Raw genomic sequence first — 14,708 nt, 5'->3', positions numbered from 1 at the left:
TCAGTGAGTGATAACAGTAACGAGGTTCAATTCCTCGTAAACGCCCTTGCTGAGCAAATAGGGCGGCAGCGTATGCTGTATGCCGGGCGCAATGGCAACGTTAAGCGCACGAAGTTGTGGGATGAGTTCGGATACCCGGACATAATCACATTCGATATGCTTTATAGAGCCTATCGTCGGAACTCTGCTGCATTCTCAGGCGTTCATAAAACGCTGGATGACTGCTGGATTGACCTGCCAATCATCATTGATGGTCCCAAATCGACAGAGGCGACTGAAACAACCAAATGGGAAGCTGATGTCACTAAGCTAATCAAGCCTCACTGGTCCCGCATTAAGGATGCAGATCGGCGAAATCTGGTTGGTCGATACTCGGCTATTCTTCTGCAGATAAAAGACGGCAGGACGTGGGACCAGCCAGTGGATACCGCGGCAGTAAAAATGCTCGGTCACGCCGCACTGGTTAAGCTAATCCCCGCATGGGAATCGCAGATAAAGCCGACGAACCACGATACCGACACGCTATCCGATACCTACGGCATGCCGACCGCTTATGAGTTTAATGAGCAGCCCGTTGGTGATGACGGTACTTATGGGATAGTGAGAAGTGTTGTAGTCCATCCTGACCGGGTAATCATCTTAGCGGAAGGTTCAGAGGACGATAATGCCCTGGCTGGAGTGCCGCTTAATGAGGCCGGGTACAATGACCTGTTGGACATCGAAAAAACCAAAGGTGGCAGCGCCGAGGGATTCCTGAAAAACGCCAGTCGTCAGCTTGGTATTAGCTTTGATTCAGCTACCGATATGAACCAGATAGCTGAGCAAGCGAAGAGGGCTGGTTATAACGACATTGGCGAAGCCATGAATGACAAGATTGGAAAGCTGAACAGAGGAACGGATGCAGCCCTGGTTACTCAGTCTGGCACTACATCTGTGCTATCAGTTGCCCCGGCAGACCCAACGCCTTCATGGACGGTCTCAGCTAACAGTTACGCAGCAACAATTATGTGTCCGTTTAACATTCTGTTTGGTAAGCAGACTGGCAACCTTGCATCCGAAGAGGACAAAAAAGCATGGGCCATCAGGCGTAATAGCCGACGAAATGGCTGGCAGTCAAAGTTAGTTACCGATGTCATCACACGGTTCTGGAAGGTTGGATTCATCAGCCCGCCTTTAAGTGGCGAGGTTTCTGTAACGTGGTCTGACTTGCTGGCCCCTGGTGATGCCGAGAAACTCAGTAATATGGATAAGATGGCTGATATAGCTGTTAAGACTCAGCAAGCGTACGGCACTCCGGCAGTAGATGCGAATGAGGTCAGGGCCGCTGGCGAGCTTGAGCCACTCGAAGAGATTCAGCTACCAGACCCAAATAAAAAGGTGACAACCGATGATCCCCTTTCCGATGATACCGGAACAAAAGACTAGAATCGGAACACCGATAATACCTCGCAACAAGAAAGACCCCACTCAGTCAGCGCGCCAAGTAAGCCGGATGTTCAATGATATTGAAAGCCGATATCTGGACGTTAAGCGCCGACTGAAAGCGTTGTTTGATGTGAGAATGACCGGGCGCGAGAGGGTGGATAACTGCCAGCAGTCGTGGTTGATGTGCAATAACGAAGATGCTGAACCTACGCTGTATCAGGTTAACGCGGGAACGTACATCTACGACATGACAGCTGCGCAGCTTGCTGACTTGCTTCAAGTGGTGCAAACCATACTGGATGATGCGCTACTGGATGGCGGTAGCCAGAACCTGTGGGCGCTTAGTTATGTTGCTGCAGAATATGAGCGTGGTACACATGCGGCTTACACCAATCTCGCTGTGCAGTCATCAGCCTACGCCAGCCAAACAACACTGGTAGCCCTGCTTTCTACAGCGGTATACCAGAACCAGATAGCCAGCGCATTTATCAGCACATACAGCGACTGGAAGGGGATATCGGACTCAGCAAGAGCCGACCTTGCGAACATTATCGCTGATGCTATCGGACGAGGCATTAACCCGCGCGAAACCGCCAGTATTATTAGCAAGCGGCTTGATGTGTCGATGGGCAGGGCAAAGACAATCGCTCAGACTGAGCAAGTCGGCGCACTTCGTCAGGCGCAATGGAACGAAACGGATTGGGCTTCTGAGCGGTTAGGGTTAAGAGCCGGCCTGATGTGGCTGTCTGCGCTAAAGGCGACTACGAGAAGTTGGCATGCAGCCCGTCACGGTCACGTGTACACGACCGAAGAAGTGCGTAACTTCTATGCGGAGAATGGTAACCGGTATAACTGTTATTGCAGCCAGATTCCATGCTTGCTGAATCAAGATGGAAGTATTTATAACGAGGGGCTGGCCGAACGGCTGGCTAAAGAAAGAAAAGAATGGGCTGATGCAGCCTAATAACAGAGGACACAGCATGAAACGCAATCGCGTTAACGTGCTGACCGTCGTCAACTCCGCTTCAAACATCACCACTGAAACCATAGACGGCAAGCCACATATCGTGGTTCGCGGCATCACGCCTGTCGTGGACGATATTGTGATGAACCGGAAGTTGTACCCGGCAGCCGAAATAGAGAAGGCCTACAACACCCTTGAACGAAACCCGATGCCTCTCGGTCATCCGAAGGTAGATGGTAAACACGTATCCGCAAGGGATGTTCGGGCTGTAAACAACTATCACGTCGGAGCGTGGCTTCAGAACGTCAGCCACAAAGACGGGAAGGTGACTGGTGACATGTACGTTGACCGCCAGTATGCGGAGGGTAGCGAGAAGGGTAAGCGCCTGATTAACCGCCTGGACGAGATGATTGCCGGGACTAACTCAGAGCCGATTCATATATCCACCGGGCTTCTGTACTCCGGTATCGCCGCCAATGGTGAATCGAAGGGTAAGAAGTACAACGAAATCGCCACGAACATGATGTTCGACCATGTGGCCGTCCTGCTTGATGAGCCGGGTGCGGGTACACCCAGCGAGGGCGTCGGTATCTTCGTTAATGCTGAAGGTGATGAGCAAGAGATCGAGATTGCTAATCTCTCTGACGGCATCGACTGCACCCGCGAAGGGTTATTGAACAAGGCTAAATTCTTCTTCACCAACGCCTCTAGCTTCTCCTTTGATGATATTCAGCGCGCCATCAGCGACAAACTTCGCGAAGGTCGCAGCCCTGACGTGTATCTCTGGCCTGAATCAGTATGGCCGGACACATTCATCTATCGTGATGAATCAAAATATTTCAAACAAAAGTACCTCATTGATGAGGACGGCAAGGCCGTTTTTGTCGGCGAACCTCAAGAAGTCGTGCGAAAACCTACTGAGTACGAAATTAAAACCAACGGAGCAAATAACCCCATGAAAGAAATGATCGTAAACGCGCTTAAGGCGAAGGGTAAGCCGACCGAAGGCAAAACCGAAGCTGAGTTACTGGACGCCTATAACCAGATGAACGCCGAAGAAGGCAAGGCTGAAACAGACGAAGAGAAAGCCGCTCGCGAGAAAAAAGAGGCTGACGATAAGAAAGCCAAAGAGCAAGCCAATAACAATCAGGAGGCTCCTGCATGGTTCACTCCGTTTGCTGAGAAGCTGACTGCAATTGAAAGCGGCATTGCTGTGAACTCCGACAAAGAGAAAGGTGAGAAGCGCGCAGCAGTTAAAGCGAAATTTGGCCTTGAGGATATCGCAGTTAACGCACTCGACGGCGCGGCACTCGACGGTCTGTATGCGCAGTGCCAGACATCAAGTGGCCTGAACGGCTCATTCCGTCAGACCAACAACAACCAATCATTCAGCGAAATGCCGGAGTAAATAATGGCTAAAGACGGAAAGCATGTAATTCATGCGGGTGGCATCTTTGCTAACCCACAGTTACACCGAGAAGGTGCAACAGCAGCAGACACTAAACCCGGCACTGTCGGGTTTTTTAATGCCGGAATTTTCACAGCATCAGTTGATGGGAAGGAGCCTGACATTCTCTATGTCGCCAATTATGACTATCTACGCTGCAAAACAGTTGATGACGTCATTAAAGCTGATGACTGGCTGGTTGCCTTCCATCCAACGTCAGGGGTGTTCCTCAATATTCCTGCGGTGGCCGGCACCTATAAAAAGGGGCAGGCGGTGGCTGTTGTTAACGGTCAAATCAAACTGGCTGTTACCACTGGTGAAACGCCTGATGCCATTTTCGCTTATGTCGAAGAGGACAAAGCACTCACCGCAGTAGCTGGCGACCTTGTTCGCGTAGTGTTTAAGTAAGGAGACACTGAATGTTTGTATTCTCAACGAAAAAGGCCACTGAGACTGGCAATCTGGCAGTTAACCAGGCGCAGTACCAGCAACTTGATTTTGCGCGCAACTCAACAGCGCAGGCAGTAGCAGACTTGCTCGCTCGAGCAACCATGGGCGAGTTCGGTCAATTGGATGCAGTCAACGCGATTGATGATATTCGCCGCCTGTATAAATCATACGACCAGACGGTGCTGGCGCAGTTCGAACCAAACACTGAATTTACCCTCCTGAACGACCTGATGCCGTTGTCCCGCTCTGTTCGACTGGAAGAGTCAGTGTATGAGTACGCTCGCACTGGCGGTCGTGGCTGGGCTCACACATCTATGTCTGGTCAGATTGGTGCGGCGCTTGATGCTAAGAGCTACACCTTCGACGGCACGATGGTTCCTATTCATGACAGTGGCTTTAAGTTTAACTGGCGCGATCCGGTATTTAACAAAGGCTCTGCGCTTTCATCCCTAGCAGATGCGCAGTCTGGCTCTGTGAGTGATGTTCGCCGACAGTATGTGGATTACATCTGGAATGGTTTCCGTGACTCAGAAGGCAATTTCATCAAGTTCGATGATAAGACCTGGAAAGGCCTACGCAACGATGAGCGCGTTGCACAGGTGGATCTTACCTTTAACTTCGCTACCAGCACTGACCCGAAAGCCATCCGTGCCAATGTAATCAATCTGCGCGATGTGTTGAAGCTGCAAAACCTCCAATACGGTGAGCAGACCTGGTATATCTCAGCCGAAATCATGTCGAACTGGGAGCAGTACTTTGATGTGAATTCTCTGCGTACGGTTCTGGAAGAGATTAAGAAGCTCTCTGGTATTAAAGACATCAAAGAAGATGCAGAGCTGAAGGGTAACTCAATTCTGGTTGTCCCTTTGGGTGCTGGCGTTATTGCCCCAATCGTAGGGCAGGCTTTCGGTACTGTTGCCGACCCACGCCAGTTCTATAACTCAGATTATGTATGGCGCACTTGGGGTGCTGCTGGCCTGATGGTTAAGCAGGACATCAACGGTCACTTCTCTGTCGTTCACGCATCCAGCTAAGGATAAATCATGGCATTTGTAAAAGTATTGGTAGCAAACCTCTTTGCTGGAGCAAGCCTCCAGAAACTGGAGTCCGGTCTGGTTTATGAAGTTGATGATGCTATCGCTGCAAAATGGATTGCGGCAGGTAAAGCAGAGGCATCAGAGGATAAAGGGGGGGAGAAGCTATCTTTCGAAGTTGCGACACCATCTGCGCCAATAGCGATTGATGAATCAGTGTCACAGTCTCAACTCTTTGACGCGCTAGAGCGCATCGCGAAGCTCACTGATGAGGCAAAAGAGGCCAAAAAAATCAGTGATGACGCACTGGCAGCTGAAAAGCAGCGAGCTGATGCAGCAGAAGCTGAGCTGTCAGCAGCAACTAAAAAAGGTAAGTAATCATGGCGCAGATAACAGCGGCGCAGGTTAAACAGCAGTTGTCTGCGCTTGGTTACACCATCCCTGATTTCATGATTGATGCCTATATCTGCAAGCTGGGTAGTATCAGTGAATGCCTCGCTGCAGCGGGTCATGATGAATGTGACTTGATACTCATTCAGGTGTACGCCGTAACGCTAATGGCGATTACTGCAAATACTCAGCGTATCAGTTCGCAATCAGCACCGTCAGGTGCGTCGCGATCGTTCAATTACAGCGGCGATGTTAAAAATATGCGTAATGCTCTTCGCGCTCTTGATAAATCAGGATGCACTGATGCACTGCCAATTGATATTGGCCCGTCTGTTGGATTCTTCGACGTTGTAGGGGGCTGATATGTGGGTATGTGTCAATCAGCAGCAGCCGAAACCATTTGTTCGGGTATGGGTTGAGACTGATACCAGGCGAAAAACAACGGCCTATGTTAATAGCTCTGGCGGGTGGGTTATTAACTGCCCGTCAATCAGAGCGTCAGGCGCTAATGTCGTGAGGTGGAAGGATGAGTGAAATAGCTCGTTGGTCCTACACCGCTCCCTGCACATTCTGGCGGTATCTTGGAATGGCTGAAAATGGCGACTCGTCATGGTCAGGGCCTGAAATTATTATGTGCGACTACCAAGGGGGGGTGTCTGCAAAAATCGGCAATCTTGGAACTGAGATAGTGGTCAAAAACACTTTCTGGTCTGAGTTCTCAGAAGCCAAAAAAGGCGATTACATCCTGATTGGCGAGTCCAATATAGCTGACCCAACGGAAGCGGGTGCTGATGAGGTTATGCAAGTTATTCGCTATGCAGACACCTTCGAGCGCACAGCAGACGACTACGCAATCCTAACTGGAGTCTGATATGGGCGTAAAAGTTAGAGGATTAGAGCAGGTACAAGCCAGGATGGATGCACTGATTGGCGATATACAGGGAAGGAAAGCTGTCAGAGGGGTGCAGTCAGCAATGTTTGTTGTTGGCGCAGAAGCAGCGAGTAAGACGCCAAGAGACACCGCAACGCTGGTTAACTCTCAGTTCAGGGAGCTTAGCTTCATTGGTACCAGGTTGATTGGGCGAGTTGGTTTCTCAGCTAACTATGCAGCTTACGTTCACGACGCCGCTGGGAAGCTTAAAGGGCAACCAAGAGCTAACGGAAGAGGCGACTACTGGAATCCGCACGGTGAACCTGAGTTTCTTAAAAAGGCAGTTGAGGAAAAAAGGGATCAGGTTGTTGAAATCATCCGTAAGGAGCTTGGCTTATGACGCCTCCAATGTATATGCGGGTGCGTAATGTCTTCGAGTCCGCAAAGCTGACCTCTCCATTCACGTTTATCAATACGCTCTCCTGGAACGACACAGGCAAGCTGACGGACTCATTCATCGTGTTCCGTCCCAGCGGCGGCTCTGACATTCAGTATGACAGGGCAGGCGACTCATTCGTTCAGATAGACCTCATCGGGGCCAAGGGGAAAAACTCCGCTATCGAGACGGCTACAAACAACATCGTCGAATGGGTTAGTGGCCAAATAGGGACATCTACCTGCATCGGTGCTGTGCGGCTTCTTGGCGGCATCCCGCAACCAGTAATGACTACAGAGGGCAGGCTGGTTATGCGCCTCATGCTCTGCTGTACATACGGCGAATAGCCTATAAATCATCAATCTGACCGCCTTCGGGCGGTTTTTTCATTTAAGAGGTATACACATGCAAGGTTGTGCAAACGACACGGGCAAGCTTATTGGTAAAGTGGCGGTACTTCGCATGGCCTTTGGCTGTGCTGATACTCGCCCGCTGCTTACCGATTACAAGCGCCTGGGTGCTTTAACTACGAAAGGGTTTGATTATGCGATCAACTCAATCACATCTGACACTGACGACTCTAAAAACCTGACAGAAAACTTAGTCACTGGCATGGATATTAGTATCTCTGGTGACGGCGAGTACCGGAAGAAGGATAAGGCTTCTGAGATTGGCGCGAAAAAAATGGCGAAGTACATCTTTGACGAGATTGTTGCAGGTCGCCAACCAGCGCTTTGGGTTCGATTTGATTTCGTGGGAGAGGATTCTGGAACCTACATTGAGGGCTATTTTGTAACCACTGCCTGGAATGGGGATTTTCCGACCGAAGTATCCACATTCTCCGGTGAATGGAAAGTGGCAGATGCTGACACCGTAGTGTTTGAAGTTAACGACGACACTCCGGTTGCAAGTGTGACCGTTGCCCCGGCCACCGCCAGTGTTGCCGTGAATGGTACTCAGCAGTTAACGCCGAATATCCTTCCTGTTGATGCCAGCGACAAAACAGGCGCATGGTCATCTTCTGACACATCAAAGGTTACTGTCAGCCAGGCTGGATTGGCGCGTGGTATCGCTGCTGGCTCCGCAACAATCACGTTTACATCTAATGACGGGCTGAAAACTGGGAAGTCAGTCATTACAGTAACAGCGTAATCAATCCAGAGGGTTCCCGTGAGCCCTCGATATTGATTACGGAGGCCACATGACACCTTTAACCGAAATAGGCGAATGCCTGATAAGCACCAAGAGGCGCGATTACTTATTCAGGCCATCATTCGCAGCAATGGCCAGAATTGGCAGTCCAGAAGAGATCGTGAGAGCCTTTTACGATATTAACCATGACTCAGTTACCCCGTTACTGTCCCGCGCGTACGAAGCGTATGGCTCTATTCCCGCGTGGCTTATTGAGCATGTGAATAAACCTCAGTTTGCAGTAAAGGCAATTAGCGCCGCAATAAGTGTTATCCAGGCTTGCTGTGAAGACGACTGCTCAGAGTTAACAGGTGAGCTTGTTCCAAGCCGCTCCCGCACAGGTGCGCTGGTCTGGCGCTCAGGCTCGCTTTCATTCGAGAAAATACTCTTAGTAGCTCAGAGCCTTATTACTCACGGCGTTATAGGTAAAGCTAAGACCAGGCAATTACAGCGCAACGAAGGCAAGGAAGCGTCCACTGAATTTTTCGCTATCGAGTACATAAATTCAGCTCGCACGCACTTCGGCATGACCCGCGAAGAGGCGGAGCGCTTAACGATGACTGAGTTTACTATGCTGATTAACTCCAAGTACCCGCCAGAGAAAGGTTTCACCCGCGATGAGTACGATGCCGTCATGGATGAAGACGACCGCAAGTGGCAGGAGATGATAGATAAGCAGGTCCGCTAACAAAACAGAATAACCAAGCCTCGGCATAGTCCGGGGCTTTAAAAATAAATTACTGTTTTAATGAACACTGGTTTTTTTTACAAGTTGATAAAAAATGTTTCTAGATATTAGATTGTGCAAATTTCTAAATAAAAGGAATAAAAGTGCTTTCGAATCTAGAGCGATGGGTTGCTGTACATGAGTTCAAAATTAAGCCAAGCCATGACGAGGCTGACTTTTTACCTTTTACTGATGTTGTAAATAAACTTAAGACGTTATTTGACAACAAAGAAGCGTACAAAATGTACAATACTGATACTAGAGCTATCAGGATATCTGATTTTAGATTCGAACCAGCTGATGATTGTCTCACTATGCTTATTCAACTGAGCGATAAGCGAGTGGCAAATCCTGTTTTTGCTGACCTGAGCAACGGTACGCTAAGAGAGGAGCCCAAGCTCGAGGGAGAAGGTGTCGCTGTGTCTGCGCATTTTGTTATCAAGTGCACTCCTACGCAACATTCAGCAGATCATTATAAGGTTTTAGTTGAGTGCGTTCCTGGGTTAACGAAAAGTGTTTTTGAACCTTTTCTGAGCGCCATGTTTAGGAAGGCTTACGAAAACGAAGAATTTAAAAGCAAGCTTAGTGGCAAGGTTTACAAGCTTCGACCAGTACTTGAAGTGTTGTCATACGCATCAGAAACTCTTGAGGAAAGTTTGTTAGGATCAAGACTTCAAGGATTGAGGTTGATTAGCACATCCAGAGTAGATGGCATGGATAAAAACCCATATACTCACGTCGTCGAAAAGTCATTAAAACTCAAAGTTGTTAAACAACCTGGTGCGGCAGGGAAGAAAAGATTATTTGCTAGCATTAGAAAACGTGGCGAGGCAGAAGGTTACAACAAGCTCATCATTAGCTTCTCAAAAGATGGCAAGCAATCAAGTATTGATATCGATGTAAAAGATGATGCGGCGACCAAGCTTTTTACTAAACTGGAAAAAATTATTCTTCCAGATGGTATAAAACAGTGCGAGCCTTCTATTCTCGACGACATGGAAGAGCGAATGAAAAAGGTGCTTTAAACTTGATATAAGGAGTCAAAGATGAAACTGCTTGCTCCGCTCAGGTATTGGAGTATCAAGCACCATGAGAAAAAACGTTATGACCTTTGGTATCCGCTCGCGGGTGCTGTTGGTTTGACGGTGATTTACGTGTTGATGGAACAGCCTTTCAGTTTACTTGGAAAAAATGGGCTAGTCCCTCAAATAAATGGGTTGCTACAAGTCTTGATCGGCTTCTACATAGCCGCCTTGGCTGCGATATCAACATTTTCCAATGCATCAATTGATGAGACGATGGCTGGAACCCCTCCATATCTATATGAAGAATTTAGAGGGAAATCAATAAAAGTCCCATTAGTAAGACGCAGGTTTCTCTGTTATCTCTTTGGTTATTTAGCGTTAGTTAGCTTTATTGTTTTCGGTTGCGGTGTATTGGCTACGCTTTTCATTAAACCATTAATAGCCTTGCTGCAAGGGTTTGACATCCCTCATTTAGTTTATGGCTTTAAGGTCTTTTTCCTTGTTATTTATTCATTTATTTTATTCAATCTCATAACGACAACGCTTTTGGGGTTGTACTACCTATCAGTCAGGATCCATCAGCCTAATGACTAACCCACCTCCCGGTGGGTTTTTGCTTTTTACTTGCTGCTAACCATAGGCAGATCCTTCCACCAGTCATGATCGATAAAATATATTGCACCCAACACTAGGGCAGCCAATACGAACGAAGCTTTTATTGAGTTAATCATCGCGCTCTCCTTATGTGAAAGCACAGGTTTACACACTGTCGGTGAAAGGCATAAGAAAAATCAGGACACTTTGAGGTCTTTTATCAAATAATTGCCTAGCCCCGTTAACTCGGGGTTTTGCGTTGCCTTGCACCATCCCTCTGCTAACATGTAAGAAAAGGTTACTTTGGGGATAGGGATGTGAGAAAGGTATTGGTGATTGCGGCTTTATGTGCTGCTTTGGTTGGGTGTGGTGATGATAAATTATCGCTACCGATAGGAGTCGATCTTGGTAGTAGTGTCAGTGATTTTAAGAAAAAAATAAATGTAATTAATGAAATTGATTTCCCTGATACCGCGCCAGCCAAGTCAATCAAATTCGATTCGCCACCAAAACCGTTTGCTGGATATTCGGTATCATATGAAGCGCAGACAAGAAACGGCAATGTCATCGGCGTGATGATTTGGTCTCTTGGTGCAGGTGAGTCCGTCTATGAGGAAAAAATAAAGGAAGCATCATCCTCGCTAGGATCAAGCGTTGCCAGTGAGATTGATGTGACTAATGAATTGCTATCAAAAGCCAGCGCCATGCAGTGCGCAATAGATCGTTCTTGTCCAGGAGACAAATATCGCCTATTTGTCTCTGATGGATTTAGCGCTTTAATAACATTGAATAATAATGATGTTAGTGTCCTTTATTCAAAAGATGATGAAATGAATAAATCCATGGGGAGATAAGTTAATTTCCCATGATATATCTAATTATGCTCAACCTCGCCTCGGCGGGGTTTTTTTATGCCCGGAGATAACAAATGTCAGAAGACGTAGGCAGTATTTACATTGAAATAGAGCTTGAGGTTCAGCGTCTACTTGATGGTGTAGATCAGGTTAATAGGCGACTTAATTCACTTCCTGGTGCTGCAAATAACGCTTCATCATCATTCAACCGCGCTGAGCGGTCGGCTGGCACATTGAATACCGGGTTGAGTAAACTGGCTGCAACCATTGGCGCGGTAATCACAGCCTCAGCGTTGAAAGAAATGGCTGGCATGGTTCAGAAACATCAGGAATTTGCTGAGCGCGTCAGAATGGCAACCAGTAGTCAGTCTGAATTTAACGAAGTTCAGGAACGGTTGCTAAAAACTGCAAACGGTACGTTTCGCGCTTTATCAGAAGCTCAAGAGCTATACATCACAACCGCTGACAGCCTTCGCAGTATGGGATATACAACCAGCCAGGCTATCGACATTCAGGATTCGATGTCTTATGCGTTTGTTAAGAATGCAACCAGTGCAGACAAGGCCAGCACGGCAATTGGCGCTTTTTCTAAAGCAATTAACACTGGTAAGGTCGGTGCTGACCAGTGGGAAACAATTACCTCTGCGATTCCTTCTGTTATCAACGATATTGCTACAGCAAGCGGAAAATCATCGGCACAGGTTCGCGCACTTGGTGCGGCAGGGAAGCTTACCGCCAAAGACTTAACGGAGGGGCTTAAACAATCACTGGAAGCCAACGAAACCGCAGCTACCGGGATGGCGAATACATTAGTTGACGCAACGGTCAGAATGAATACGGCGATCACTTCCCTTCTAGTTGGTTTTGAAAATAACACTGGGGTGTTGAAGACATTTACCGAAAGCCTGATTAGTGCCGCTGATTCAATGCTGTCATTCAGCGAAGACTCAGATGGCATGAAAGCCGCAACTGATGCGGGTGTAGTAGCCTTGGGTATATTCGCCTCGCTAATGGCTGGAAAACTCACGTCATCCCTTGTAGGTGCCACTACCGCACAAGCTACAAATATTAAGAGTACGATCCAAGGCGTTGCAGCCACAAGGTTGCGTGCGAAAGAGGAGTTGGCAGCGGCAACTGTAACGCTGCGGAGAGCAAATGCAGATAAAAGCGCCGCATTGTCTGCCCTGAATTTGGCTACAGCGGAAGCTAACGTTGCAAGGGGTTCGGCAGCAGAAGCGCTAGCAATGGACAACGTCAATAGAACCAGAGCCATTTATATCGCTGCGTCATCACAAGCAGCACTTGCCAATAATGCTCTTGCAGCATCTCAGGCGCGAGTGGCAGCTACCGGGCTAACAATGGCGAATACCATGACGGCATTGAAGACTATAACAGCGCCACTTGGTGGGCCTATTGGGGTTATAGCAGCAGTAGCAGCAGGCTGGTATTTATATGCACAGGGTCAAGCTGAGGCCAAGAAGGAGTCCATAGCCTTTGCTGATTCCCTCCCAGATGTCATAGCTAAACTGAAAGAACTTAATCTTGAGCAAGCCAGAGGGAAACTTGCTGATACGTCAGAATCCATTGAAAACCAGAAAGAGGCTATAAAAGGGCTGGAGTCTGAAATTGCAGGACTGAATCAAAAATATCAGGAAAGAATAACCCTGGCCAAACAAATGGGCGGCGGTGACGAAACAAATAACGGGCACCTAAAAATTGCATCTCAGCTAAGCAGAGAGCTTGCACAAAAAAATCGAGATTTGGACTCGGCGAACTCCAAGCTAGCTAAAACACAGGAAGGTTACCGTGCAATAGCGGTGCGCGTTAACGAGGTTATCGTCGACCAAATGAAGGCTGCCCGTGATAATGCGCTGGCGATAGCAGAAGCAGAGAAAAACGCGACCTTCTTAGGTGGCGCTCATGCTCTTCTGGCTCAGAGGCTTGGAATTTCAACGCAGGCGCTTCAGGCGTTTAACTCTGAATCGCTCAAAATCAACTGGGGCGGCGCTGAGGGTGAGAAGTTAATCAAACAGGCTGAACGCCGACTGGAGTTATCTAAACTCGAAGGCGAGGCCAGAGCGCGACTGCAAGCGGTATATGATGCTGAAGATGCTGGGGTTAAAGACCAGTTAGCCATTAATCAGTTGCAGGAAAAATATGCGGCTATAGAAAGAAATACTACGGCACAGAAAAAATCTAATGCCGAGAGTAATAAATCGTCAAAAACAGTAGACGACGCTGCGCAATCCCTCGCTCGCCAGCAAGCACAGTTAGACCGCCTCAACACTGGTTACGCGGAAGGCTCTCTTGAACTCGCCAAGTACGATGCAGTGCAAGCACTTGGAGCTAATGCCTCGGCGCAGCAGATAGCGGAAGCCAAAGCAACAGCGGCGGCTATACATGAAAAGACTCAGGCTATTAAAAATCTCGCCCAGGCAGAACAGGCCGCACGGTTTATTGCTCAAGAGCTCGCAGCAGCAAATAGCACGCGCAATCCTTACACGGGAGATTCTGCAGACCCTGCTGCTCAAATAGCAGCAGAAGAGCAGCGCAAGCTCGAAGCCCTAAATAATTATCAGAAAATAGGCGCTGTGACAGCTCAGCAGTATGAGGATGCTAAAACCGCCATAGCTAAAAAGGCTGCAATGGATAGGGCTCAGATCGCTAAGGAAGAAACCCAGCGCCAGTATGACAGTATGAATATGCTTCTTGGCGGAATTGGCAATGGGTTTAGCGGTTTGGCTGATATTGTCGCCAATTCTGCTGGAGAGAGCAATGCGGCCTACAAGGCTCTGTTTGCTGTTAGTAAAGGATTTGCCGTTGCTCAAGCCGGGTTAAACCTTCAACTGGCAATCTCAAATGCCATGGCTTCAGGCCCATTCCCATGGAACCTTGCAAACATGGCTCAGGTCGCTGCTGCTGGAGGTCAGGTTATCTCTGCCATCGGAGGAGCATCTTATGGTGGCGCTCGATATAACGGCGGTCCCGTTAACGCTAACTCAATGTATCGAGTGGGTGAACATGGTAAGCCTGAGATATTCAAGGCCAACAACGGTAGTCAGTACATGATACCTGGCGATAATGGGCGTGTTATTAGCAATAAGGATATTGGGGGTTCAGGCGGCGTCGCATCATTAAGTCAAGTAATGAACTTAACGATTAACACCACCAATGGCATTGATGACGCTACTATTAAACAACTCAGGAAAGCATGGCAAACAGATACAATGCTTATAATCAAAGACCAGCAGCGATCAAGAGGGTTATTATCCCGTTCTAAATAGTTACCTGAAGCCCACA

The 14,708-nt window shown here is 48.2% G+C and carries 16 protein-coding genes; all 16 read left to right on the top strand.

Features of this window, described 5'->3' with window-relative positions; genetic code table 11:
* Positions 1–3: 3 nt before the first annotated feature.
* The 16 genes from Q1A40_RS01480 (at position 4) to Q1A40_RS01405 (ending at position 14,692) form a co-directional block, all read left to right on the top strand.
* Positions 4–1,425, top strand: coding sequence for a phage portal protein (locus Q1A40_RS01480; protein WP_299996853.1), 1,422 nt, complete (start codon positions 4–6; stop codon positions 1,423–1,425).
* Positions 1,388–2,389: a phage minor head protein gene (locus Q1A40_RS01475; RefSeq protein WP_299996850.1), complete on the top strand. Its 1,002-nt coding sequence runs from the start codon at positions 1,388–1,390 to the stop codon at positions 2,387–2,389. Before Q1A40_RS01480 ends, Q1A40_RS01475 begins: the two co-directional genes overlap by 38 nt.
* Before the next feature lie 16 nt (positions 2,390–2,405).
* A complete protein-coding gene (locus tag Q1A40_RS01470) occupies positions 2,406–3,797 on the top strand; it encodes a DUF2213 domain-containing protein (RefSeq protein WP_299996848.1) in 1,392 nt (463 codons plus the stop codon).
* A gap of 3 nt (positions 3,798–3,800) precedes the next feature.
* Positions 3,801–4,244 (top strand): hypothetical protein, encoded by a 444-nt coding sequence (locus tag Q1A40_RS01465; protein ID WP_299996846.1) that lies wholly within the window; start codon positions 3,801–3,803, stop codon positions 4,242–4,244.
* Between the two features lie 11 nt (positions 4,245–4,255).
* The gene (locus Q1A40_RS01460) at positions 4,256–5,320 is read left to right on the top strand and encodes a major capsid protein (protein WP_299996843.1); all 1,065 of its coding nucleotides are present in this window, start codon (positions 4,256–4,258) and stop codon (positions 5,318–5,320) included.
* A gap of 9 nt (positions 5,321–5,329) precedes the next feature.
* Positions 5,330–5,698, top strand: coding sequence for a hypothetical protein (locus Q1A40_RS01455; protein WP_299996841.1), 369 nt, complete (start codon positions 5,330–5,332; stop codon positions 5,696–5,698).
* A 2-nt stretch (positions 5,699–5,700) separates the two neighbouring features.
* The gene (locus Q1A40_RS01450) at positions 5,701–6,072 is read left to right on the top strand and encodes a hypothetical protein (RefSeq protein WP_299996838.1); all 372 of its coding nucleotides are present in this window, start codon (positions 5,701–5,703) and stop codon (positions 6,070–6,072) included.
* Between the two features lie 164 nt (positions 6,073–6,236).
* Positions 6,237–6,581 (top strand): hypothetical protein, encoded by a 345-nt coding sequence (locus tag Q1A40_RS01445; RefSeq protein WP_299996835.1) that lies wholly within the window; start codon positions 6,237–6,239, stop codon positions 6,579–6,581.
* A 1-nt stretch (position 6,582) separates the two neighbouring features.
* Positions 6,583–6,981: an HK97 gp10 family phage protein gene (locus Q1A40_RS01440; RefSeq protein WP_299996833.1), complete on the top strand. Its 399-nt coding sequence runs from the start codon at positions 6,583–6,585 to the stop codon at positions 6,979–6,981.
* The gene (locus Q1A40_RS01435) at positions 6,978–7,364 is read left to right on the top strand and encodes a hypothetical protein (protein WP_299996830.1); all 387 of its coding nucleotides are present in this window, start codon (positions 6,978–6,980) and stop codon (positions 7,362–7,364) included. Before Q1A40_RS01440 ends, Q1A40_RS01435 begins: the two co-directional genes overlap by 4 nt.
* Positions 7,365–7,422: 58 nt before the next feature.
* A complete protein-coding gene (locus tag Q1A40_RS01430; protein ID WP_299996827.1) occupies positions 7,423–8,169 on the top strand; it encodes an Ig-like domain-containing protein in 747 nt (248 codons plus the stop codon).
* Positions 8,170–8,218: 49 nt separating this feature from the next.
* Entirely contained in the window at positions 8,219–8,896 is a 678-nt protein-coding gene (locus Q1A40_RS01425; protein WP_299996824.1) for a DUF6246 family protein, read from the top strand.
* Between the two features lie 143 nt (positions 8,897–9,039).
* Positions 9,040–9,960, top strand: a complete 921-nt coding sequence (locus tag Q1A40_RS01420; protein ID WP_299996822.1) for a hypothetical protein — start codon at positions 9,040–9,042, stop codon at positions 9,958–9,960.
* A gap of 21 nt (positions 9,961–9,981) precedes the next feature.
* A complete protein-coding gene (locus Q1A40_RS01415) occupies positions 9,982–10,554 on the top strand; it encodes a hypothetical protein (RefSeq protein WP_299996820.1) in 573 nt (190 codons plus the stop codon).
* Between the two features lie 317 nt (positions 10,555–10,871).
* Positions 10,872–11,408 carry a hypothetical protein gene (locus Q1A40_RS01410; protein WP_299996817.1) on the top strand — a complete coding sequence of 179 codons (537 nt, stop codon included), beginning with the start codon at positions 10,872–10,874 and terminating at the stop codon, positions 11,406–11,408.
* 74 nt (positions 11,409–11,482) lie between these two features.
* A complete protein-coding gene (locus tag Q1A40_RS01405; RefSeq protein WP_299996814.1) occupies positions 11,483–14,692 on the top strand; it encodes a tape measure protein in 3,210 nt (1,069 codons plus the stop codon).
* The last annotated feature ends 16 nt before the right edge of the window (positions 14,693–14,708 follow it).

Source organism: uncultured Cedecea sp. (assembly GCF_947498825.1).
Taxonomy (GTDB): Bacteria; Pseudomonadota; Gammaproteobacteria; order Enterobacterales; family Enterobacteriaceae; genus JGM124.
The sequence above is the reverse complement of the archived record's forward strand: the minus strand, read 5'-3'. Positions and strand labels throughout refer to the sequence as shown.

Coding starts and splice junctions, on each gene's coding strand:
- Q1A40_RS01475 (WP_299996850.1), top strand. CDS start 1,388: ATGATCCCCTTTCCGATGATACCGGAACAAAAGACTAGAATCGGAACA.
- Q1A40_RS01470 (WP_299996848.1), top strand. CDS start 2,406: ATGAAACGCAATCGCGTTAACGTGCTGACCGTCGTCAACTCCGCTTCA.
- Q1A40_RS01465 (WP_299996846.1), top strand. CDS start 3,801: ATGGCTAAAGACGGAAAGCATGTAATTCATGCGGGTGGCATCTTTGCT.
- Q1A40_RS01460 (WP_299996843.1), top strand. CDS start 4,256: ATGTTTGTATTCTCAACGAAAAAGGCCACTGAGACTGGCAATCTGGCA.
- Q1A40_RS01455 (WP_299996841.1), top strand. CDS start 5,330: ATGGCATTTGTAAAAGTATTGGTAGCAAACCTCTTTGCTGGAGCAAGC.
- Q1A40_RS01450 (WP_299996838.1), top strand. CDS start 5,701: ATGGCGCAGATAACAGCGGCGCAGGTTAAACAGCAGTTGTCTGCGCTT.
- Q1A40_RS01445 (WP_299996835.1), top strand. CDS start 6,237: ATGAGTGAAATAGCTCGTTGGTCCTACACCGCTCCCTGCACATTCTGG.
- Q1A40_RS01440 (WP_299996833.1), top strand. CDS start 6,583: ATGGGCGTAAAAGTTAGAGGATTAGAGCAGGTACAAGCCAGGATGGAT.
- Q1A40_RS01435 (WP_299996830.1), top strand. CDS start 6,978: ATGACGCCTCCAATGTATATGCGGGTGCGTAATGTCTTCGAGTCCGCA.
- Q1A40_RS01430 (WP_299996827.1), top strand. CDS start 7,423: ATGCAAGGTTGTGCAAACGACACGGGCAAGCTTATTGGTAAAGTGGCG.
- Q1A40_RS01425 (WP_299996824.1), top strand. CDS start 8,219: ATGACACCTTTAACCGAAATAGGCGAATGCCTGATAAGCACCAAGAGG.
- Q1A40_RS01415 (WP_299996820.1), top strand. CDS start 9,982: ATGAAACTGCTTGCTCCGCTCAGGTATTGGAGTATCAAGCACCATGAG.
- Q1A40_RS01405 (WP_299996814.1), top strand. CDS start 11,483: ATGTCAGAAGACGTAGGCAGTATTTACATTGAAATAGAGCTTGAGGTT.